The 23,746-nt window shown below is 37.9% G+C and carries 21 protein-coding genes; 5 read left to right on the top strand and 16 right to left on the bottom strand.

What is annotated here, in order from left to right:
• Positions 1–22: 22 nt before the first annotated feature.
• On the bottom strand, positions 23–673 hold the full coding sequence (locus EWM59_RS19640; protein ID WP_229239289.1) for an IS630 family transposase: 651 nt from the start codon (positions 671–673) through the stop codon (positions 23–25).
• Positions 613–1,044: a helix-turn-helix domain-containing protein gene (locus tag EWM59_RS28450; RefSeq protein WP_130021386.1), complete on the bottom strand. Its 432-nt coding sequence runs from the start codon at positions 1,042–1,044 to the stop codon at positions 613–615. Before EWM59_RS28450 ends, EWM59_RS19640 begins: the two co-directional genes overlap by 61 nt.
• A gap of 61 nt (positions 1,045–1,105) precedes the next feature.
• Here EWM59_RS28450 and EWM59_RS19635 point away from each other — a divergent pair, with 61 nt between their 5' ends.
• Positions 1,106–1,924 carry an endonuclease/exonuclease/phosphatase family protein gene (locus EWM59_RS19635; protein WP_130022952.1) on the top strand — a complete coding sequence of 273 codons (819 nt, stop codon included), beginning with the start codon at positions 1,106–1,108 and terminating at the stop codon, positions 1,922–1,924.
• Positions 1,925–1,928: 4 nt separating this feature from the next.
• A complete protein-coding gene (locus tag EWM59_RS19630; RefSeq protein WP_130022951.1) occupies positions 1,929–2,321 on the top strand; it encodes a hypothetical protein in 393 nt (130 codons plus the stop codon).
• Between the two features lie 359 nt (positions 2,322–2,680).
• On the opposite strand, the gene EWM59_RS27715 is transcribed toward EWM59_RS19630, so the two are convergent.
• From EWM59_RS27715 to EWM59_RS19600, 6 genes are all read right to left on the bottom strand, one after another.
• Positions 2,681–2,848 (bottom strand): SBBP repeat-containing protein, encoded by a 168-nt coding sequence (locus EWM59_RS27715; protein ID WP_165372234.1) that lies wholly within the window; start codon positions 2,846–2,848, stop codon positions 2,681–2,683.
• A gap of 117 nt (positions 2,849–2,965) precedes the next feature.
• Positions 2,966–3,784, bottom strand: coding sequence for an SBBP repeat-containing protein (locus EWM59_RS19620; RefSeq protein ID WP_130022949.1), 819 nt, complete (start codon positions 3,782–3,784; stop codon positions 2,966–2,968).
• A gap of 20 nt (positions 3,785–3,804) precedes the next feature.
• The gene (locus EWM59_RS19615) at positions 3,805–4,215 is read right to left on the bottom strand and encodes a hypothetical protein (RefSeq protein ID WP_130022948.1); all 411 of its coding nucleotides are present in this window, start codon (positions 4,213–4,215) and stop codon (positions 3,805–3,807) included.
• 127 nt (positions 4,216–4,342) lie between these two features.
• Positions 4,343–5,884: an outer membrane beta-barrel protein gene (locus tag EWM59_RS19610; RefSeq protein ID WP_130022947.1), complete on the bottom strand. Its 1,542-nt coding sequence runs from the start codon at positions 5,882–5,884 to the stop codon at positions 4,343–4,345.
• Positions 5,885–5,895: 11 nt separating this feature from the next.
• Positions 5,896–6,444: an RNA polymerase sigma factor gene (locus tag EWM59_RS19605; RefSeq protein WP_130022946.1), complete on the bottom strand. Its 549-nt coding sequence runs from the start codon at positions 6,442–6,444 to the stop codon at positions 5,896–5,898.
• A gap of 225 nt (positions 6,445–6,669) precedes the next feature.
• The gene (locus EWM59_RS19600; RefSeq protein ID WP_130022945.1) at positions 6,670–7,617 is read right to left on the bottom strand and encodes an Ig-like domain-containing protein; all 948 of its coding nucleotides are present in this window, start codon (positions 7,615–7,617) and stop codon (positions 6,670–6,672) included.
• A gap of 264 nt (positions 7,618–7,881) precedes the next feature.
• Between EWM59_RS19600 and EWM59_RS19595 the strand changes: the two genes are divergently transcribed.
• From EWM59_RS19595 to EWM59_RS19585, 3 genes are all read left to right on the top strand, one after another.
• Complete coding sequence (locus EWM59_RS19595) at positions 7,882–9,579, top strand: tail fiber domain-containing protein (protein ID WP_165372233.1); 1,698 nt, start codon at positions 7,882–7,884, stop codon at positions 9,577–9,579.
• Positions 9,580–9,720: 141 nt separating this feature from the next.
• Positions 9,721–11,322 (top strand): tail fiber domain-containing protein, encoded by a 1,602-nt coding sequence (locus EWM59_RS19590; RefSeq protein WP_130022943.1) that lies wholly within the window; start codon positions 9,721–9,723, stop codon positions 11,320–11,322.
• 323 nt (positions 11,323–11,645) lie between these two features.
• Entirely contained in the window at positions 11,646–12,743 is a 1,098-nt protein-coding gene (locus EWM59_RS19585; protein ID WP_130022942.1) for a hypothetical protein, read from the top strand.
• Positions 12,744–12,798: 55 nt separating this feature from the next.
• Here EWM59_RS19585 and EWM59_RS19580 read toward each other — a convergent pair whose 3' ends face one another.
• The 8 genes from EWM59_RS19580 to rpsK form a co-directional block, all read right to left on the bottom strand.
• Positions 12,799–13,659, bottom strand: coding sequence for a glycosyltransferase family 2 protein (locus tag EWM59_RS19580; RefSeq protein ID WP_130022941.1), 861 nt, complete (start codon positions 13,657–13,659; stop codon positions 12,799–12,801).
• Positions 13,660–13,769: 110 nt separating this feature from the next.
• Positions 13,770–15,632, bottom strand: coding sequence for a T9SS type A sorting domain-containing protein (locus tag EWM59_RS19575; RefSeq protein ID WP_165372232.1), 1,863 nt, complete (start codon positions 15,630–15,632; stop codon positions 13,770–13,772).
• Positions 15,633–16,015: 383 nt separating this feature from the next.
• Positions 16,016–19,111, bottom strand: a complete 3,096-nt coding sequence (locus EWM59_RS19570; RefSeq protein WP_165372231.1) for an SBBP repeat-containing protein — start codon at positions 19,109–19,111, stop codon at positions 16,016–16,018.
• Between the two features lie 32 nt (positions 19,112–19,143).
• Entirely contained in the window at positions 19,144–20,271 is a 1,128-nt protein-coding gene (locus EWM59_RS19565) for a hypothetical protein (RefSeq protein WP_130022938.1), read from the bottom strand.
• Between the two features lie 295 nt (positions 20,272–20,566).
• The gene (rplQ, locus tag EWM59_RS19560; protein ID WP_130022937.1) at positions 20,567–21,178 is read right to left on the bottom strand and encodes a 50S ribosomal protein L17; all 612 of its coding nucleotides are present in this window, start codon (positions 21,176–21,178) and stop codon (positions 20,567–20,569) included.
• 158 nt (positions 21,179–21,336) lie between these two features.
• Positions 21,337–22,326: a DNA-directed RNA polymerase subunit alpha gene (locus tag EWM59_RS19555; protein ID WP_130022936.1), complete on the bottom strand. Its 990-nt coding sequence runs from the start codon at positions 22,324–22,326 to the stop codon at positions 21,337–21,339.
• 119 nt (positions 22,327–22,445) lie between these two features.
• On the bottom strand, positions 22,446–23,051 hold the full coding sequence (gene rpsD / locus EWM59_RS19550) for a 30S ribosomal protein S4 (RefSeq protein ID WP_130022935.1): 606 nt from the start codon (positions 23,049–23,051) through the stop codon (positions 22,446–22,448).
• Positions 23,052–23,280: 229 nt separating this feature from the next.
• Positions 23,281–23,676, bottom strand: a complete 396-nt coding sequence (rpsK, locus tag EWM59_RS19545) for a 30S ribosomal protein S11 (protein WP_130022934.1) — start codon at positions 23,674–23,676, stop codon at positions 23,281–23,283.
• Positions 23,677–23,746 lie beyond the last annotated feature (70 nt).

Below are 23,746 nucleotides of genomic sequence, written 5' to 3'. Positions count from 1 at the left end.
TAAGTAATACGACAAAATTATTTTAAATTTTAATTTTAGAAAAGTCGATTTGATAGTCAAAACCAAATTTAGACCAAATTTTGTCAAGGGCTTTTTTGAGGGTTTCCAAATCTTGATAATCACTAGGCTTAAGCCAATAATATTTAGTATGCCTCCAAAGCCTTTCGATTCTGTTTAGATGTGGACTGTAAGCAGGCAAATAGAAAATATAGAGCCCTTTGTTTTGCCACAATTCTAACTTTTCTTGAAAAACTTTGGCGTGATGAATTCTGGCATTATCAATTACTAAAACTGTTGGTTTTCTAATTTTATCAATAAATATTTCTATTGAATTGATGACAAAATCAGCATTAATAGTACCTTTTACATCAAAAGTGTAAAGTTCATTTCCATCAGCATTCATCAACCCAAATACATTGATATTCTTGCCTTTTTGTGGCAGAATATAAACGGGTTCATCTGGAAATTGCCAGCAGTAAGGTACGACACAATTGAGCGAAAAACCAGCCTGATCACCATAAAATAAGTCAATATGACTTTGTTGGTGGAGCTCGAGTAAGTCATTTAAGCAGTCTTCTTTATATGCGTACTCAGAAGTGTTTTGCTTTGACTTTAAACTTTTTCTGGCTCTTTTCCAACTGGCTCGACAAGTGTTTTTAAAAAACGCTCTAATGTTCTTTGAGAGAAGTCTTTCTGTAATGCTTCTTTCAGTTCTTGACGTACTTTTTTCAGAGTCTGAGGGCTTGATTTTACTTTGCTTTTTACCAATGATTCATCAGCTGCATTGAAAATAGGTTTGCGACCCTGACCCAATTGATTGCGTAAACCTACTATCCCATGCGTTTCCCAACTGTCAAACCAGTTAGTGATGGTAGGGTGGCTTACTTGAAATATAGATTTTAGGCTATACATATCATACCCCTGATGACTTAGCAATAGACAATGACAACGTTGTTTGAATTGATGATGGGTAGCATTTTTGTACCCTTCTTCCATTGTGATGACCTCACTTGGCTCTAATTTAATATATCGTTTTGCTCGCATAGAGCAAAGTTAACAATTTTAAAATAATTTTGTCGCATTACTTAATTACTCCTATTCGTAAATGAAAATTCTATTCTGGAATCTAAATAAGAAAGATTTATCAAAAGAAATTAAAGAACTAATTGTTCATAATGATTTTGATATTTTACTTTTTTGTGAATATGAAATAGATGATTTCTTCTTTCTAAATTATATTAATACTGGGACTACTATATTCAAATTAATGCCCTCAATTGGCGCAATAAAGTTGAAACATTTCACAAAATATAACTTAAAATTTTTCAAACTACATAGTGAATCTAAAAGATGGGCAATAAGGGTTATTGACCACCCATTTTATTCGCCATTTATTTTAGCTTCTACCCATTTACCAAGCAAAAATAATTGGCATGATGATTCTCAATTAATAGAAGCATCAATATTCAGAAATGCAATAAATAGAGCACAGGTGGAGACAAATATTTCAAGAACAGTAATTATTGGTGATTTTAATATGAACCCATATGAAAGCGGATTAATTTCGACTACCGCTTTTCATTCAACACAAGATAGAAATATTGCTAAAAGGATAAAGAGGCGCGTACAAGGAAATGAGTATAATTTTTTTTATAACCCTATGTGGAATTTTTTTGGAGATCAAAGTATTGGGAAAGTACCAGGAACGTATTTATACAGTAGTTCTGAACATTTACAATTAGATTGGAATATTTTCGATCAAGTTTTATTAAGTCCTGATATAATTGATTTTGTACCTTTAAAAGGCTTAGAAATAATAACTAATACAGGAAAACAAGATTTAATTAGAGCAGATAAAATAATCGACAATACTTTTTCAGACCATTTACCAATAAAACTTGAATTAAAAACAGATAAATTTTAAAAATATGGAAAGTTTTTGGCCTAAAATAGATACAAACAATTTTGACAGCCCTTTCAATTTGATAAAAATACAGGGTGACTTGTTAGAACAAAATACTAATGGGGTTTTAACTTATTTTATTGATAAAAAAACTATTAACCACAGTCATTGGCCAACAGGTAGTGCTTTACGATTTGAATTTTTTCTTAGAGCTCCTTTATTTGAAGATTTTAAGTTTATGCTTTTTTACTTAGTTCATGACTTAGTGGCAATATACCCAGTCCTTATTGGGAGTTTTACAAATGAAAAATCCATTAAGTGTAACAATTTTGAAGAATTACAAAGAAACCTTAAAGAAATACTAAATAAATCTGAGACAGCAGCTGTACTTAACTCTCTGATGATGCAAAGTAAGTGACTCGTCCTAAAATATGTTTTTATAAATCTCTTTAAAGCAAACAAGTATAAAGAAACAGGCTTTACGTCTGCTTCTTTACATCTCATACCATTTAATAAAATTACTCTATAAACTTTTGACAACATTGGCAAATCGGCTAACTTAAGGTTTTAGTCAACAGCAAAAAGTTGTTTTGGGATAAGAGCTATTCATTGAGTGGCTCTTTATTTTTGACTATAAGGGCCATATAAGCGATAAAACCGAAGCAAATAATGGCATCTGGTTTTTAGTCATAAAAGAGCCGATTAAAACCCATTAGTTCTTTCTCCTACGCAAAAAAGTTACAACCGGATTCAGGAAGTTTACGAAAAAGGGATTTATTATTTATCAATCCGAACCACAAAAACATCGGAAGGTCCCTGAGAAGTTTTGGTTACTTTGCCAAACTGGGCAGTGCCTGTATAAGTACCAACGGCATACACATTACCGTTTCCGTCAACTGCAATATTGTTTCCCTCATCACGGTCTGAGCCACCTGCTGCTTGCACCCATATAAAATTACCATTAGCTTTATTATATTTAACTATTAGAATATCATATTGACTTCCGTTTGAATTGATTGTTTTTAGGCCGAATGATACCGTGCTTGAATAATGTCCTTTAATCTAAACCCCTCCTGCGTCAACAGCAATACCTAAGCCTCCTTCAAGAAATGTTCCTCCTGCCGTTTTTGCCCATAAAGCACTTCCATTGCTATCATATTTAGTTACAAACAGGTCTCTTGAGCCTTGTGAGCTAACAGATTGGCTTCCAAAGGTGATAGTACCGAAATAACTACCTGTTACATAAACATTCCCATTGCTTTCAACAGCCAGGCTCTGCCCTGTATCATAATCGGCTGCCCCTGCTGATTTTACCCACTTAAATTCACCGCTGTTATCATACTTGGCAACAAAAATATCTAAGTTTCCATTAGAGGTGGTCTGTGTATTTCCGAATGTAGCAGTACCTGTATAACTCCCGATCAGATAAATATTTCCGCTACCATCAATACCAATGCCTGAGCCGGAGTCATTCCCTGCACCACCTGCCGATTGTACCCACAGAAACTCACCACTACTATTGCACTTGGCTACAAAAATATCAGCACTCGACGACTGTGAACTGACTAAGTGATCGCCAAACATAATAATACTGGCATAATTACCTGTAATATACGCATTGCTACTGGCATCAACTACTATACTTGCACCTACATCATTACCCGTCCCACTTGCCGACTTTGCCCACTGTACAACACCAGCATTGCTATATTTGGCCACAAAAATATCCATATTACTTCCATTGGCAATAACACTTTCTGACCCGAATGAGGCTGTACCAGAAAATCCACCTGTAATATATACATTGCCAGCGGCATCTACTGCTATATCAGTGCCAAGCTCACTTGCTGTTCCACCTGCCGACTGAGCCCATTGTACCACACCACTTTTGTTATACTTAGCTATAAATATATCATTACTGCCCGAGGCGTTAAAGTATTTGCACCAAGTGTAATGCTACCCGAATAATGCCCTATGATATATACATTACCGCTGGCGTCTGTTGCGATGGCTGGTGAGGTTTGGAAAACCACCCCTTTTACTGATATAAGAGGCATTATGTTGGGTGTATAATTAACAGGGTCCTGGTAACTGCATAGCCATTTGCCGTCGGTATAAATACGTAAACATTTAAAAGTGGTGTCGTAGGCCAAATCACCTTCCTGTGGAGAAGGCAAAGCTAAAATAGCATCGTAACTTATGCGTGGATGGGTGCTAACAGGCGTAATACCATCGGGTGTAATGGTTACATTCTGAGCCTGTAGGTTCATATATAGACTAATCAGTACACAACAATAGATGATTTTTTTCATGAGTTTGAGCGTTTTTTAAAGCAGATGAGAAGAAAATTCATTTTAGCACAGAAAGTTTACAAATAGCAATCCCCTTCAGCGAAAGTTCAATCGCTGCCAGTTGTCTAACGAAATAGTTACTCTGAATTTATCTTAACAAACTCACGCCCATATTCAAGCCAAAACCTGTAGTACGATACATGAACAGATTTTCTAAAGCCTGATGAGAAGATAAAGATACAGATACAGTTGGCTCTAACCACAGCGCCCAATGGTCGGCAATGGCCTTGCTTACTCTGTATCCTAAGCGGGCCTGCAACAACGGTTTATTAACAGCAGAAGTCTGTACTCCGAACTTCATTCCTAACGATAACGCCTGCATTTTCTTTACTTCATACAGCACATCGCTTTGTAATTCAAGATATTGCCAGTTTCTGTTTTCGTCTTTTGTCGATTTACCAGGATTAATCTGAATCGAGTTATTATTTAGCACCGTTATACTTTTCTGCGAATCATCAGTTACACCATAGCTGATACGTGATTTGCCCTGAAAATAACTGAGTCCTGTGCGTAAATCCATCTTTCTGGCAATCGGATAAACAAAACCTAACTGGGCGGCGAACCCTAAACGTTGCGAAGAACTACTAAAATTATTTACCATTATCTTGTCGCCCTTATTAGGCGAAAACATATAATAGCTCAGGGTAGAAGTAACATTGGCAAATATCTCTGATGGTGGTATAAATACCAGTCTGCGTCTTTCCTCTTCAACCATCGGCATTTCTGCTTCCGGCAATTCAGGTGCTTCAGGCTTCTTTCCGGTTACAGCCAGTTGTTGCGCTTCTTTTCTGTTTAGTGAGTTAATCTGCATATTTTGAAACAAAGTATCTTTCACGCCAAAAACTTCAGAAGGCTCATTCTTTACAATTGCACCATTTGGCATTGCATTCTCTAACTTAGTACTCAAGGCAACTTTGGTTTCACCAGCCTTTTCTTCCGCTACGGTTGTTGCGTCTTTGTTTACTTTCTTTTCAGTGTTTTGTGCCAGTACTGCTTTTTCTTCTTCAATTTGGTTAGACTCTGCTATAACTGATGGCATAGTTTCAGGTTTAGCTGTAATCGGATTAACTATAACTTCCGGTTTGTTTTCTTCTGTGTTTGCAGTCTTCTTCTCAACAGGTGTCTGTGCTATTGCATCGTTATTTTCTTTACTCACGGTTGGCAATTGTTTGTTTTTCAGAGCCTGATTAGATTCATCAATAGCCGTTTTGTCTTTACTGGTTTTTGTTGATGCCAACGAGTGCGATTCGTTAGCAATACTATTACCTATTTTATCAGTCGATTTTGTCTCCGACTCAGCAGGATTTACCTTTTGGGTTACGTCCGGATTTTTGGGTTGCGATGCACTCGTATCTGATTTCTCAGGCAAATCACCTAATGGTTGGGTATTGTCTGTTTTTACAAAGAAATAAACACCTATCAGCAAGCCTATCAATACACTTGCCGCAATACCTATCGGGCCACGCATGGCCGGGCTACGCATATTGTTCCACCATACAACAAATGGTCGTTCCTTTTCAGGTTTTATGCGTGCCTGTATCTTTTCCCATAACATATCGTCAGGCATTTCGTCAAAATTCTCGAAACGCTTCCGATACTCATTTTCTAAGTTTTCATCAAAATTTTCCATCTTTTAACAAGCTAATCAATGGCTACCCCAATGGTCTGTAATTTTTTTTTAAGTACTTTCTTCGCAAAGAATAGTTGAGATTTAGAAGTGCCTTCTGAAATCTTCATCATCTCGGCTATTTCCTGATGGCTGTAACCATCAATCACATATAGGTTAAATACCATACGAGCGCCGTCGGGCAACTCGTTCACCGCACTCAATAATTCCTGATTACTCATCTGTGAAATCACCGACTCACTCTGCCAGTCTGTCGGCATAGCTTCGGGTATTTCGCTTATGTCCACAAAATTGACGCGTTTATGGTAGTAGTCAATACATACATTAACCACCACACGACGAATCCAGGCACTTAGCTGGTCGGCGCTACGCAACTCTTTAAGGTTAAGGAAAATCTTTACGAAAGCGTCCTGAAAGATGTCTTCGGCATCTTCTTTACTTTGTGCGTACCTTCGGCAAATACCGAAAAAGCGACCCTTATACTGATGGTAAAGAGCCGCTTGTGCTTTAGAATCTCTTCTTAAGCACCCTTCTAAGAGTTCAAGGTCACTTTTTGTTTGCACAAAAGCTGGTAAAAATCGAGGCTAATAATAAATTTATTTTTGTGGCCGCCTGGGCGGTAAAATTGAGTGACTAATTGTCTGAACTTTGATTTACCTGATTCATGTGATTACACTGATTATTAATACACCAACATTATAAATCAATGATTTTAATAATGAAATTCTGAAATTTATAAAAATCATTTAAATCACATGAATCAGGTAAATCAAAGTTCAGACAAATCCCTAATTAAAGTTCACAGTTACTTTTGCTTTAATAAAAAGCTTTTCAGAACGATACAAGGCATATTCAAAACTTTGCTGACCTTTATATGGTTCTGTTAATTTATACATAATTACAGGGCGTGTGCCAACTGTTTTGTCAATTCTGAGTGTTCCGACAGTCGGATTCGTCAGAATTTTCAACTCGGCATCTTTATACAAGACACACAGCCTGTCGTTTTGTAAAACGTCTAATGGCAATTCAGAATTAGGCGTATAGCTCAATATATTAATAATATCGTCTATGATACTACTGGTACACTCTGCCGATTCGGCTATTTTTAAATCAACCGAAGCCACAGGGTTCTTTTTGGTATTGATACCCACCCGATAAAAGAAAATATCGTCGCCTACATAATCTTTATTAGGCGTATAAACAATCCGCTGATTCATCACTTCAGCCTTACCATTTTTAGGCGGAATCTCAATCACCAACGAGTTATCTGCAATCGAACTACAGGTTTTGTCATTCAGCATTACATTCACTTCAACGCCTTTTTCGGGTTCGGTTCTGGCATTATCGCCTAAAGCACCTGCATAGCAAGGCAGGTCTGAGGGGTTGCTGACAAAGTTGATTTTTACTTCTTCTGTGATGCTTCCTCCGGTTGCAGTTTTACCCTCAACAGAGAAAGCATCTGATGTAGCCGCCTTATTGGTAAGACGATAGAAAATAAACCCATTTTCTATAAACTTTGCCTCACCGTTTTTTGGCAATTGGCTAATCGAAAGAGAAGTAGCTTCCTTTAGTTCAGCAAACGCAGTGGGGTCTATGGTCAGGTTATTCTCCTGCAAGGTATAGAAAATATTAGCCGGATTCTCGTCTCCGATATCCGGTGCTACTGCATCTTCCTTAGCGATGTCGCAAGAGGTAACTGTTACCAACAATATAAGTATATATAATCTCCGAAGCATTTTTCTGGTTAATTACTGACTTGACTGCCAGCCCTTTGAAAAGGTTGTAATGAATATAAAAAAAAATTATGAATTATCACCAAATTCTATCCGGCAATTACCTGAATTCTTTCACGTCTGATTACCACTTAGAAAGATTTAACCTTAATACTCAACATATCAGGTTTTTATTAATTATCTTTCTATCAGAAATTTATGAGATTTCTCAATCAATTTCATCAGAACTTCTAAAGTATGATCATAAACCAACATACAAAACAAGTCATGAAAAATATATCTTTATTTTTTACAGTTTTACTACTGACAAACGCATTTGTTCAGGCCCAATCGGTAACTTTAGCTACCAGCACCCTAAACCCCACCAAGGGTACTGTAGTATATAACAACGGCACCAATATATTACAATACTGGAATGGTACTGCCTGGATACCTGTTATTAATGCTGCTTCAGGCACAGGTTGGGCATTAAACGGCACTCATCTCCGCACTACTAATACAGGTTTTGTAGGCATTGGAATTCCGGCTCCTGAGGCACCGTTATCGGTAAGAGCAGAAGGGATAGGCATAAGCCAGGAAACTAATGGTAGTGAAGTAAGAATGGGTTTTTATACGGAAGGTAGTAGTGTGGCCACCGTACAAACCCATACCCCTCATGATTTAACTTTTGCTACAGGTAACGGTAGCCCCAGGGTGTATATAAAACATAATAGTGGGAATATTGGCATTGGCACTCCGACACCTAATAATAAATTACAAATAGGTTCATTAGGTTCAAATGGCTTTGTCGGTAATCAACTTGCACTTGGTAATGGAACGCATGCTATGGCAATTAATCAGACAAATTCAGTAGCATTTTTAGGTTCCTCGACAGATATTATTTTGAACCCTCGCTATTTTTCATCCGGGGGTGGCTATGTTGGCATCAATACATTTTCTCCTGCCAACTTACTGCAAATCGGTTCAATGGGTGGAACAGGTTATGCCGGTAATGATATTGCCTTTGGCAATGGCTCAAACGTAACAGGTATTTCTCAGACCAATGCTGCACTCACAATAGCTACTACCACTGATGTTGTTTTCAGAGCTAATAATAATACTACTCAGGTAGGTATTGGTGGTGGTCGGGTAGGTATAAACACCCTTACGCCACGTGGGCCGTTAGATGTGGCAAGTTATTCAAATACGGCACCCTTGTCTGTTGCCTATTTTTTTAGGAGTTCAAGTACCGGCAACCCAGTAGTGAGTAGTAATTCATCCTATGTTGCCCCTATTTCTATTTATGCAGATAACGGTGTTTTATCAACAGCATTTGTAGCAATTTCCGATGCCCGTATCAAAAATATTATAGGCATCAGCAGTTCAGTAAAAGATTTAGAAACAGTTAAGACTTTGCACATAACAGACTATACCATGAAAGACCACCTGCAACATGGCACTAAAACTTATAAAAAAGTGATAGCCCAACAGGTGGAGAAGGTATATCCGCAAGCAGTAACTCATATAACCGATGTTGTACCGGATATTTATGCACTGGCAGAAAAAGCTGTTTTTGATGAGAAAAACAAAACACTACAATGCCTATTGGAAAAAAACTATGAGTTAAAAATTGGTGAGATACTCCAGTTTATTCACCCGGAGAAAGGCAAACTAAAAGCCGAAGTTATTGAAGTATCCGACAATAGTTTTACCGTAAAAGACTGGCAATATCCTACCGATAAAATCTTTGTCTATGGCCGTGAGGTAAACGATTTCAGAAGTGTGGACTATGAAGCCCTTTCGATGTTGGGTATTAGTGCCATTCAGCAACTGGCCAAAGAAAATGAGGAAGTAAGACTCAGGAATAATGAATTAAACAGAAAGAATGATGAATTAAACAGAAAACTGGAACAAATGAAATCTGACTTCTCTGCCAGACTTGAAGCCATTGAAGCACAGTTGTCTAAAACACCAACAGGCAATTAATGGGGCTTACTTCAGTCTTTTAGCTCATTTTACAATTGAAATAACCACTCAGTAAGTTTAGTTGGTTCATTTGCTGAAGCCTTGTAAATTTGAAGTAATCTGTAAACAGATTATCTATTAATTTACAAACTAAAATCAGCCATGAAAACAACAACTTTACTTTTCGGCAGTCTATTATTGATAAGTCAATTAGCTTATGCACAATCGGTTACTTTAGCTACTACAACAGCTAACCCTACCAAGGGTACGGTAGTCTATAACAATACTACCAACCAACTCCAATACTGGAATGGCTCTGCCTGGATACCTGTTACCAATGCTGCCTCCGGAACAGGTTGGGCATTAAATGGTACGCATATCAGAAATAACAATACTGGCAACGTAGGCATTGGCGTTACTAATCCCGACAATAAGCTGCAAATCGGCTCTGTAGGCTCATCAGGAATTAGTGGTTATCATTTTGCGGTGGGAGACAGCTATGATGCCTTCGGAATTTTGCAAGGATATTATTCAAGTCTGATGAATAGTTCAACTGATATTTCATTATATCCCCGTTCTGGAAGCGGGAATGTGGGCATTAATACAGCCTATCCTGAAAATAAATTACAAATCGGTTCAGTAGGTTCAACAGGTTATGCCGGCAACCATATAGCCTATGGCAACGGCTCACATGCTACAGGGCTTTTTCAATCCAGCTCTACTACCATTATAGCCTCTACATCAGATATTGTTCTAAGACCTCGTGCTTCTTCAAGTGGTTATGTAGGCATCAATGTCCCTAATCCTGTCAACAGATTGCAAATCGGATCGGTAGGTTCAACAGGCTATGCTAATTATGAAATTGCTATAGGCAATGGCACGCATGCAACAGGGTTTTATCAAGCAAGTACCCATATGCTCATAAACTCCACCACTAAAATCCTTTTGTTCCCAGGCGGAAGTGAAGCTTTCGTTGGTATCCTTACCAGCACACCAAGAGGACCATTAGATGTTGGAAGTTGGACGAGCGCCGCAGCACCTTATGCCTACTTTCTACGTAATAATGAGACTGGTGCGCCTGTTGTAAATAGTGGTTCAACAGGTACTGCAGCTGTTTCAATTTATGCGCAAGCGGGTATTTTATCCACTCAGTTCATTGCAGTTTCAGATGCACGTATCAAAAACATTGTTGGTATCAGTAATTCAGCACAAGACTTGGAAACCATTAAGACCTTGCAGATAACCGACTATACTATGAAAGACCAATTACAATATGGCACTCAATCTTTTAAGAAAGTGATAGCACAACAGGTAGAAAAGGTATATCCTCAAGCTGTAAGTCAAATTACAGATATAGTACCCGATATTTATACTTTAGCAGAAAAGGTTGTTTTTAATGAAAAAAGCAAAACCCTAACTTGTAGTTTAACAAAACTGTATAATATAAAAGTGGGTGAAAAGCTACAGTTTATTCACCCGGAGAAAGGCAAACTAAAAGTCGAAGTGATTGAAGTTTCAGGTAATAGTTTTACCGTAAAAGACTGGGAGCACCCGACAGATAAAATCTTTGTCTATGGCCGTGAGGTGAATGACTTCCGTAGTGTTGATTACGAAGCACTTTCAATGTTAGGTATCAGTGCCATTCAGCAACTGGCCAAAGAAAATGAGGAACTAAAGCTGCAACTGAAACAAATGAAGTCTGATTTCTCTGCCCGATTGGAAGCGATTGAAGCACAATTGACTAAAACACCTACAGGAAAGTGATATATATTCTATTGCCTTCAACTATGCGGTTGAAGGCAATAGTTAAACAGAAGTCTTACTTTAACTCTATTTACTATTTGCCATTCATTACTACCCTAATCGCTAATTCACACAAGCGCATATTGGTAAAATCAATATTTCAATCGTACCTTTGCGAACCAACGTAAAAATCATTTACCGATGTCTGTAGTTTTAGGGAAAGTAGCTATCTCTTTTTTTTAAGCCTGATTACCATTATTTTACTTGCCAAAAAGGAAAAATTCAACAATTTCTTCTCTGCTAACAGTCAATTATCTATCATTGGTGCCTGGGTTGGTTTACGTTTGCTCCCCTTTTGTATTGTTTACATTATACTGAATTTTGCGGTAAAGTCTGATGTTATCTTTTTTTATGACACTGCCAAACTGGCCTTAGACGGGCTGATAGTTTACCGTGATTTCTGGCAACCTTATTCTCCCCTATTCCCGTATCTGAATGCCATTACCTTAGCCATTATTGACTCTCCTAAATCTATTATCTTCCTGATGATGATTTATGAGTTAATAGCCATCTATCTTACTAAAGCCCTGTTCAGCAATAAATACAGCGTTTTCTATATCGTACTTTATCTCGCTCTACCTGCGCCGTTTATCTTTCTACTATTCGGCGGACAAGAAGACATATTTCTGTGGTTGTTTATTGCTTTGGCTATCTGGTATTACAAAAAAACTGCTAATGCGTTACACATAGGTTTGATATTGGCCGTTGGGATATTATGTACCAAAATTCTGCTCATTATTCCTATAGCCTTAGTATTGATTTTTTCTAAATACAGGAGCAAAATCATTGTAGGGCTTGTACTCGTTGGTATTCCTTCCTTGGGTGTTATGCTATATCTGGTTGGCGAAAAAATTCTGGCTCCGCTCCAATTAGGCGATTTACCTTTTGCTCCTAATTTAGTAAGTATTCTGAGTCCTTTTATTGGGGGTGTACAACCGCAAAGTAAGGTACTTAACTGGGGAGGATTGTTGATTATTCTGGCAGGTGCGTTCTATTATCTGAAAAACCTGAAACCATATAGCGAAACCAAATTGTTGGTATTTGCCTTTATACTCACCAATATGATTACCATTATTGTACATAAAAATTCGTTACCGAATTACTTATATACCATTCTGTTACCTGTTATCTATTTCTTTGGGGAGTCGTTTAAAACCAGACAATGGACTTTGCTGATACTGCTGAATATCATCGGGGCTGTTCATCCCTCACTCTGGTATTATTTAGGTGGGAAATACTATGACTCTTTCAACGGGTGGAATTTCCTGAATGTAGTAGAATACCTCTTGCAATTGGTGTATTTAGGGCTATGCATCTATTTTGTCTATTTTCTGAGCCAGTTATCATCAGGAAAAATCAAAACTTCTGCGCTTGATGAGTAGGCATTCGTATGTATGACGATAAACCGATTTAAAAAATCGTGATACACAAGAACACCTATTTATTCTTTTCCTTCTTTTCCATTTCATTGATTTTAGCATCAACTAAAAAACGAAACCAGAAACCTTGCAGATAATGGAAAGTACGGCCGGAGGTGGTTTCTAAAAAGCCCAAACGAATTACAAAACGGTAGAAAAAGTATATCATCGGTCTGACAAAGAGTGGCATATTCCACCATATTTTCTTAAAAACCGCCTTTCTTTCATCTGGACTTCCGAAGAGATTAGGTTTTAAGGTTTGTCCTCGCAATCCTTTTTTACGCTGAAACTCTTCCTGCGCAGTCAGGTTACTGTAGCGAATCTGTTTATGTAACCAGAAATCAAGGTCATGCTCTTTCAGGTTGTCTTCTATCAGTATTTCATCTTTCCAGATAATGGCTTTGCCTTCTATCACAAAACGGTGGTCCATGTTTTCGTTCAGGTCAGACCAGCCTTTGCCATTTCTGAACATTTTTAGCATATAAAAATTTCTATACCCGCCATACTTCAATCTTTCGCCCTGAAAATAGTTATGTCGATTCAGATAAATCCCATTCACATCAGCCGGAACAGCCGTATCTGAAAAAGATTTGAGTTTATTAAATAATTCTTCTGACGGATACTGGTCGGCATCCAGACCTACAATCCAGGGGGTAGTAATGGGGCAGTTTTTTAAAGCAAAATCCCATTGTTTCGGGTGGTTTTCAAACTTGTTCAACTTTACAATAGCTCCGTACTGTTCCGCAATGGCTACAGTATCATCTGTACTACCCGAATCCACAATAAAAATAGGTGCTTGCAATCCGGCAATTTTAGACAATAATCTTTTGATGTGTACAGACTCGTTGTAGGTCAGAATAACGATAGAAATATCACTCATGATGATAAAATACGAGGTAGCTATGAGAAATCAGCCGTAAAATTAATGAATATCAGTTGGGTATTGGTATAAATAGTGGAATAATGTTTAAGGCTTTGTGTGGCATGGGGCTAATGCCTTTTTACAATCTTCTTCACAACACGCTTCTCCCCTATATAAAAACTTAATAAATATACCCCATCAGGCAAATTGCTTAATTCTAAGCTATGTTTACTATCTACTTTTTGGTTTTTTACCAGTTTTCCAGTTACATCGGTCAGTTTTACTTCCGTTTCTTTACCTACCGAGGTAGGTAGTTCAATAATCACCGACTCATTGAAAGGATTAGGAAAAACCTTTACTTGTAAATCTATGTCAGGTTCTTCCGAAAGCAGATTTTCAACCACAATTCTGACAGGTTCCGAAACAGCCTTACAACCGGATTTCTCAATCTGCAAACGGTACGTGCCACTCTGCTTGATTTCAAACTCAGCCTTATTAGCTCCCACAATCGGTTCAGTATCTTTCAGCCATTGAAAACTTACGTTGCTACAACCATTGGCTCTGATATAACTCTGTTCATTCACAAACACTGTTGTTTTATCTGCCGTCACCACAGGCGGATTCAACAGCAGAAACTGGCCTGATTCATCGGGCGTACAGCCTTTCAAGGTAATAGGATTTGTTTCATTAATACAACCATTGCCCTTGTTGATAAAAGATTTATAAATACTCTTATCTCTGATGAACAACTCATGAGTGGTCTGATTTTTAAGTAAGGTATCGTTTTTCATCCACGAATACGTATAGCTTTTGTTATAGTCCACAAATATCTTGAATGAATCAACCACACAGCCTGAGCCTGCATAAGCATACCCTACATTCAGGTCAGAGTCCGTTTTTTTAGTATATTCTATAAACGAGTTATAGGTACATTCCTGGGTTTGGGCATTAACCAAATACTTCACGGAAAAAGTATAGTATCCGCTTTTTGTAGCCCTATAATAAGGATAAATTTCATTGGGTATTTCCTGCCCGTCTAATCGCCAGATAATGCTCTGAAACTGATATTTCTGCATGAAAGCATCATTCACCTTTAATAAGGCATTACCGCTACAGGCTTCTTCAACACTGATAGGCAACGATTTCGGGAAGTCAATAGGTAATAATTTATATTTACCTGACACATACGTTCTGTTTCGGCTGGGTATATATACACTTACCTGATATTCACCGATAGTAATCGGATTAAAGTGACTGTTGGTTGAATCTTTCACAGGATTTCCATTGAGATACCATTGATATTGTACAGGAATATCAGACAAAAAATTAGTTTTCAGATACGGGCCGGGGCGACAAGGGTCGCCTAACTGTAAATAAGTTTCTTTCACTATTTCTATGGCTACGCCTGTATTCAAAACTAATTCATTCGACTCCCTCGTAATATTCTGATATCGTTCTTTAACCTGATAGGTTCCGGTAGCCTGATAATCAATCGCATTTGAGGTCTCGCCCACCAGCAACTGATTATCCCTGTACCATTCTAAAGAACTTCCGGCTATGGTAGGGATAGTGGTCAGTTTGTTGGCTCTATAATCAACAAAAAGTATCAGAGAGGTATCAGACGCAGGAGCATATATACTAATAAAATTAGCAGAAGTTTTTACGCAAGCAGGACTTGTTTTAGTAGTCAGTTTCAGCGTATAATAGCCCGCTTCTTTTGTCTGCCATGTTTTTCCGGTGGCGTTGGGTATAGCTTCTCCGTTTTTATACCACTGGTAGGTAAAATCATTCTCTGCCAATACAGAGCCAGCAATTTTCAATACGTCACCTGTTCTTTCTATTCTGAAAGCCGGACTATTACAGGTATCAACCTCAGTTTTAACAGGCAGAAAACTTGCACCCATACGCATACTATCAGTCATATCACTTCGCCCGAAAGCTAACTGACACCAACAGATACAGAAATATGTGCATAGTAGTGTTTTCCTCATAAAACTGAATGATTGCATTCGCAAGGCATAAGCTTACATCAATCTTAATAATACAAGTTTAAATTAACTGATACCTTAGTACAGACAACCCATTTTCTTATAAAACGCTTACTTCATGCCTGGCAATGTTATCAACACAAAGTTTATCAAATAATAAACATAATTATAGCATAAGGTAATACCTCATTAAAATCTCAAAATTACTTATTTATCGCTTAGGCAAAGATTAAAATAATATAATAATGACTTTATAAGCATTGATAAAGTTGTAAGAGGCGATAAAAATATATATACGTAAAAGTAGAGTTGTGTGGATAAAGTTTCATCTCAATTAAGGTTTCGAATTTTTGAGACGCACTGGGACATATAACAAACTACTCCTGCTATTTTTTAATGATTTTTTTTACAAAACGCTGTTTGAGCGTATCGATTGTGAGCAGATAAACCCCTTCCGGGGTTCCTTTTAAGTCTAAGGTAGTAGTGTCAGTAAAAGAATCTTTTCTGAGCACTTCGCCCTTACTGTTAAGTAGCGTTAACGAAGCCTTGCCTTCATGCCAGTCGGGTAGTACTATTTGTAGAATTTCATTCGTCGGATTCGGGAAAGCCTTGATTTGTATGTCGGCTGTGCCTTCTTCTGATAATATACTTTCCACAACAATATCAATGGTATTTGAAACACTTTTACAGCCAAACTTTTCAATCTGCAAACTGTATGTTCCGGTCTGCCGCAGTTCAAGAGCCGACTGATTTGCTCCAATAAGCGGCATTTCGTCTTTCAGCCACTGAAAATTCACATCGGTACATCCCTCTGCTTTGATAAAACTTTTCTCGTGGGCTAAAACAGTTGTTTTTTCAGCACTGATTAGGGGCGGATTGAGCATCACAAACTGGTTAAAGGCATCAGAAGCGCAACCTGTCAGGCTTATCTCATCAGTTTCTTTAATACACCCGTCTCCCCTATTTACATACGCTCTGTAAATGTTTTTATCTTTAATAAACAATTCGTTAGAAGTCCGGTTACTGAGTAGCGTATCATTTCTCGTCCATTCATAGGTATATTCTTTATTCGCTTCAAGAAACACCTTAAAAGAATCAACCTTGCACCCTGAGCCTGCATAACCATAGCCGATGTTTACATTGAAATCGGGCTTCTTTTCAAAATGGGTAAATGAATTATACTTACATGAAGCCTTGTCTGAATAAAAGCTTGTGTACCTGACCGAAGAAGTATAATCTCCACTAACAGTAGCTCTGATAAACAGGCTTTTTTCATTGGGTAATTCCTGCCCGTTCAGTTTCCAGGTAATGTCTTCTATCAGATATTTGGCAGCAAAGGCATCATCAATCTTAATAACTGCAGCTGTACCGCATCCATTATCTACTTTCGAGAGTGGCAATGCCTGCAGGTAATCTTTACGGTCTAATCTGTATTTGCCAGAGGCATAGACTTTTCCGGTACTCAGATTAATAATACTGGCGTGATAATCGCCCGAAGCAACGGCCATCAGGTGCGTCTCGGTAGAATCTGGTATTAGTTGGTCATTTAAAAACCATCGGTACAATAACCCTTCTCCTGTAATATTGGTAGCAATTCTAAAATACGGAAATGGCTCGCAGTGGTTGCCTAAACCGTCTATACTTTCTTTATGAAGTTCAATCCCGTAGCCATCCTCAACAATAATTTCTTTCGACTCAACCGTAACTCCACAACCGGGTATAGGTCTTTTTATTTTATACCTTCCATCAGGCGGATTTACCAGCATATTTCCTGGAACACTAATTAACTCATTATTCCTGTACCACTCATCTTTCTCTCCATTGGTATAAAGTCTTGAATTATCCGGCTCATAATGAAAAACTATATCGGTAGTTCTGTGCGCATATACTTCTTTAGACGATACCAATACGTGATTAATGGCTTTTACCTCACAGTTTTTGTCAGCTTTATTAATCAGCTTTAAACTATAATAGCCTTCCTCCGAACCCTGATAGTTTGACTGAGTAGCCCGTCTGATAATTTCACCGTTTTTATACCATTGAAAATTAAAATCGCTCGTTGGTATAATTACATTCTCTGATAGCTTCATTGCCTGTCCGCTACAGCTTTCCTCATGGGCAATTACCACGCTTGCAGAAGCGCAGTTTTTAGTATCTAATTCGGTTTTTCGTTTAAGTATTGAATAAGTAAACCCATTAAACTCATAGAAATTGGTGAGATAAACGTTCCGACGGGAATCAAGAGCCATTGAAGTAGCATAGCCAAACTGGTCGAAAATGGCTTCTTTATCTACATACGTTACATTGCCATCGGCAGTATATTTGGCTAAAAAGATAAAACGCTGGTTAGGCTGAGATAGCTTTATCTGCGCATTAAAGGTCAGTTCGGTTCCTCCAGCAAAGCCCAGAAGATACGGTTCTCCGGCCTTGCTAATAGCCAGGTCATTTACCAGCAGATAGTCCGGGAGTTTATCAGTGCTGGTATGGATAGTGTTACTCCAGACTGGCACCCCGTCTGTTTCATTGGCTTTTATCAGAAATATACCTCTTTGCCCTATATTATCAGAACTCTGGCCGGATACAAAAACATTCCCGTTGTTATCTACGGCAATATCATGACACATATCCGTGGCTGCTCCTCCAATCTGTTTCACCCATACCATGTCTCCATTCTGACTGCATCGGGCATAAAATACATCTTGCTTTCCTTTCGATTGAAGAAGAATATTATTCCCAAAATTCCTTGACTCGCTGAATGTTCCACTAATAAAAATCTGAGCCTGCTGGTTTACCTCTACTGCATTGACAACAATCCCTGTATCATCAAATTTATGAAACCAGACCAGTTTACCATTTTTATCTAATTTTAGCAGAAAAGAGTTCCTCCATTCCGCATTCGGGTCTATCATTGCAGTTTCGCCATCAGCCTCAAAGTTTCTGCCATCAAATCGTCCTACAATGTAGAGATTCCTGTTTTTATCAATAGTTGGTTTACCGATGGTTTCATCCCAGTTGCCGCCATATCTTTTTATCCAGATTAAGGCTCCGGTAGCGTTATATTTGGCAACAAAAATTTCTTTATCCAATCCACCCAGAAAAGTTGACTTACCATCAAAATTCAGAAAACGCTCGTATACTCCTACTACATATACATTACTGCTGTCATCGCTCAGGATTCTAATTTCGGGCTTGCTGTAACTTGTAATATAATGAAACCATTGAACATTTTTCTTCTGGTCAAATTTCACTACAAAACTCGCTCCTTCTTTAGGCACTACAAAGCGTTTCGACTCAATTATCAAGTCGCTTTCTATATTGTCTTTTTTATAATTGCCGCTGGCAATGAGGTTGTCTTGTGTATCAACTATTGCACAATCCACATTCACTTTTTCACCAATCCCGAATGTGATATTACTGGCATCTTGCGCAAGGCTGGTGAAACAAATAATTAAAAATAGAGTGAGTAAAAAAATTATCCTCATGGGCATATAATAAGCTGCTACAGCAGTCTTTACTACGGAAATGAAACAGGAATTAATAAATTAACAAAGGCAATAACTATTATTAAAACCTTTAATTGTACTGAATTTATGCGCTCTTTGATAATCATAAGCGCTATCATCCAGAACACAAAGGTAAATGAAAGCGTTCTTACGGTATCTCCTACCAAAAAACTAATGGCTACAATGGGCAACCAGCTACCTAATGCCAGCAATATTCTGAGATACTGTCTGTCGCGATACAAAATGATTAATACCATCATAATCACCAGAGTAAAGCCCTCAAGCGATACCGAGCTGCGTTTACCATACCACAAGCTTGTAAATTTAATAAAATACAGATATCGGTCGAAACTAAAATTCTCAACGTCCTCTGATGCCAGATGATATGCTCTTGACAAATAGACTCTCACACCCAAATACAACAATACATTGCCTGCCACCAATAATAACACCTTTGAAGAGTCTTTTTTACCGAGTTGATAATACAAATGATGAAACCACCATAACGCCACAGCCATCACTACACTACGTTCGTCGCACCAGAACGCCAACTGACAAAATAGAGTCATTAATAATGGTACCCTTACTATTAAAGCACACAGCATAAAGAAAAAAGTATAACCATCACCATGACCGAAACAATTAAAGAAAAAACATGAGCCTACATACACATTAACGAATGCAAAAAACAAATAGAAAGTCAATAACTTATCATCAAGAATTCTGCTCAGTATTTTTATTAATATATACAAAAAAACTCCCCCTAATAGCACCTGCAACATATATAAACCCAGACTATTCAGATGTAAATAATGCGCAACCATCGGAATAGTCAGTCTGAAAATACGGTTGGCCTCATGTGAGCCTGATTCGTATTTGTGAAATGTAAGCGGTGCTTCTCCCTGCTCTATAATGCTATTCCAAAAAAAATAAGGTTGCGGGTTATGCAAAATTACATCGGCATAAAAACTTCTGAAATTCTCGTATATATACCCTCGGTTAAAAACAAATAACCATGTAAAACTAAAAAGACATGAAAAAAACAGCACTCTGGTTTTCCAGTATTTACTGCTAAGGATTGATTTTTCTAAAAACGATTCTAATGGGTTAAATAATGACCACAAATTAATTGTATCCATCTTTTCTCTTTTGCGTGTATGCACAGCTTTGCAATTCAACTATACTATTGACAGTCTATACGTGCGAAAGGTTGGATGAAATTGGGAAAAATTCAATATAATTTTAAAAGCGGTACGATATACTTAACCAATGTTGGATCTGAGCAGACAAATTGTGCTGCTAAAGTCGGAGTAAGTTTCTTATTCAATCACGCAAAGAATCATTTTTTGTAAAAATCACCATTAAACCTGCTTCTGAAAAAAAACAAAAAAGCCCCATCAAATGACGGGGCTTTCTGTATACGTATCTGAAATCTTACGCTTCTTTTTTATCTTCTTCTGAAGCTGGAGTTTCATCTTGTGCCGGAGTAGTGTCTGCTACTTTTTCTGTAGCTGGTTCCGCTTCAGCAACTGCTACAGGAGTTTCGTCTTCTACTACTTCTGCTGATGATTCATCTACTGCAGCTACTGGCGTAGCAGTAGTTTCAGCAGTGCCTTCAGATTTTTTACCACCACGACGGCTACGACGGGTCTTAGTAGTTTTTTCTTCTACTGCTGTCAATAACGCTTCGTTGTAATCAACCAGTTCAATCAAAGCTACTTCTGCATTATCACCAAAACGAGAACCCAATTTAATGATACGTGTGTAGCCACCATTACGGCTTGCTACTTTCTCGGCGATTTCGCCAAACAAAGTTTTGATTGACTCTTTATCTTGTAGGTAAGAGAATACCGTACGGCGTGAGTGCGTAGTATCGTTTTTAGCTTTTGTAATCAAAGGCTCAACATATTTACGCAATTCTTTAGCTTTAGCCAAAGTTGTTTCAATACGTTTGTACTGGATTAATGAAATAGCTAAGTTTTTCAATAACGCATCTCTGTGCGAATGTGTTCTACCTAAATGATTGGTTTTGTTACCGTGTCTCATTGTATTATTTTCGTAAGTAACGGTCAGAATATCCTACGCAGTCTTGGGTACTCCACCTATTACGATTAGTAATTATTTTATTCGAATACTGCGGTTTCGATTATACAAAAAATTCCCCTCTGCTATTGGTAAATAGGAAGAGGGGAATTGAATTAATATCAATCTTCGTCTAATTTATACTTTTGCACGTCCATTCCGAAATGCAAACCTTTATCAGCTACTAATTGCTCTAACTCTGTTAATGATTTTTTACCGAAATTGCGGAACTTCATCATATCGGCTACTTCCAGTCTTGCAAGGTCGCCTAATGTACGAATATCTGCCGATTTTAAACAGTTGTACGCACGAACCGACAAATCCAGATCCTGAAGAGAAGTCTTCAATAGCTTGCGCATATGTAAGAATTCTTCGTCAACGATATTGTCTTCATCATCTTTCTTAGTGTCGAACACCATGTTCTCATCAGTAAACTTCAGGAAGTGCTGAATCAAGATATGAGCCGCTTCCTGCAAAGCTCTTTCAGGGTGGATTGAACCATCCGTCTTGATTTCAAGCAACAATTTTTCGTAGTCAGTACGTTGTTCTACACGGGTATTTTCAATGCTATACTTCACATTTTTGATAGGAGTATAAATTGAGTCAACCGAGATAAAACCAATTGGTAAATCGTTTTGCTTATGTTCTTCAGCGGAAACGTATCCACGTCCTTTATCTACTATAATTTCAATTTCAATTTCCTTTTGGTCGTCCAGACGGGCAATTACCAGGTCAGGATTAAGAATCTGGAAACTTTGCGTGAATTTACTTAGGTCGCCCGCAGTTAAAACACTTTGATTTTTTACTCTGACGGTGAATTTATTATCTACATAATCAGAAACTTTTTTAAAACGAACCATTTTAAGATTCAAGATGATTTCCGTCACATCATCTACAACCCCATCAATGCTCGAAAATTCGTGTAATACCCCCGGAAATCTTACCGACGTGATTGCATACCCTTCTAATGAAGATAATAGAATACGACGTAAGGCGTTCCCGATGGTCACACCATACCCTCTTTCAAGTGGCTTAAACTCGAAAAAGCCATGGAAGTCGTCAGCTTTTTCCATGACGACCTTGTCAGGCATTTGAAATGCTAATATTGACATACGTATGCAGTGTGTTTGTTTTCGTTAACGAAAAAGGTGGTTAGCTATACCCACCAATAAAAAAACGTAGCTGTGCCACTACCGTTTTTGGCGGCAATGGCACAACTATTATATAAATATTATTTGTTATATAACTCGACGATTGCTTGCTCGTTGAAGTTTTCAGGAATCTGATCACGCTCAGGGAAATTGATAAACTTACCTGCTAATTCTGCGCTATCCCATTCCAACCAGTTATAACGTTTGGCATTACGGGCTTTCAAGCTATCTGTAATAGCTTCTAAAGCTTTTGATTTTTCACGAACACCTACTATCTGACCCGGTTTCAATATTGATGATGGAATGTTTAAAACTTCGCCATCAACCGTAATATGACGGTGATTAACCAACTGACGTGCAGCACGGCGTGTTGGAGCAATACCTAAACGATATACGGTGTTATCTAAGCGGGCTTCGCATAACTGAAGAAGGTTTTCACCTGTACGTCCTTGTTTTACTGAAGCTAAATGGAAAAAGCGAGCAAACTGACGCTCTAATATACCGTAAGTATATTTTACTTTTTGTTTTTCAATTAATTGTTGACCGTACTCCGATTTTTTACCTTTACGTCCTTTGCCATGTTGGCCAGGAGCATAATTCTTTTTGCTAAGCGCTTTGCTTGGGCCCATTACTGGTTCGCCAAACTTTCTTGAAATTCTTACTTTCGGACCTGTGTATCTTGCCATTTTTGTTTGAGTTAAATGAAGTAACAAATTGATTAGCCCCAATGTCCAAACTATCAATTTATGTATAGCAATCACTGCTATGTGTTACTTCTGATGCCTTTCTTTTAAAGGACTTATAGTTGATTATTAAAAATTAAGAAACAGAAGAATGAAAAACTTAAAACATTATTGCCCTAATAAACGAAATTCTTCGGGCTTTATTTTAATTTTTTCACTCTTCTGCTTAAAACTAAACTCTTCTGCGTTTTGGAGGGCGACAGCCATTGTGCGGTAGAGGCGTTACATCAGTGATTGAAGTTACTTCAATACCGGTGCTTTGTACCGTACGAATAGCCGATTCACGGCCAGCGCCGGGTCCTTTTACAAAAACCTCTGCCTTACGCATACCTGCATCATAAGCCACTTGTGCACAGTTTTGTGCGGCCATTTGTGCGGCATAAGGGGTGTTTTTCTTTGACCCTTTGAATCCCATTTTACCAGCCGAACCCCAGGAAATAACCTGACCCTGACTGTTGGTAACTGAGATAATAATATTATTAAATGAAGCTCTAATATGTACCTGACCTACCGGCTCTACAATTACAACTCTTTTTTTAGCTTTATCTTTTCTTTTAGCTTGTGCCATTGTGACAAAACAGTGTTAAATGATAGGCAATACAGAAATACCTGTATTCTGTTCGATTTTACTCCCGTGA

The sequence above is a fragment of the Emticicia agri genome, from assembly GCF_004168285.1.
Classification (GTDB): domain Bacteria; phylum Bacteroidota; class Bacteroidia; order Cytophagales; family Spirosomataceae; genus Emticicia; species Emticicia agri.
This window is presented reverse-complemented; position numbering and strand designations above follow the sequence as displayed.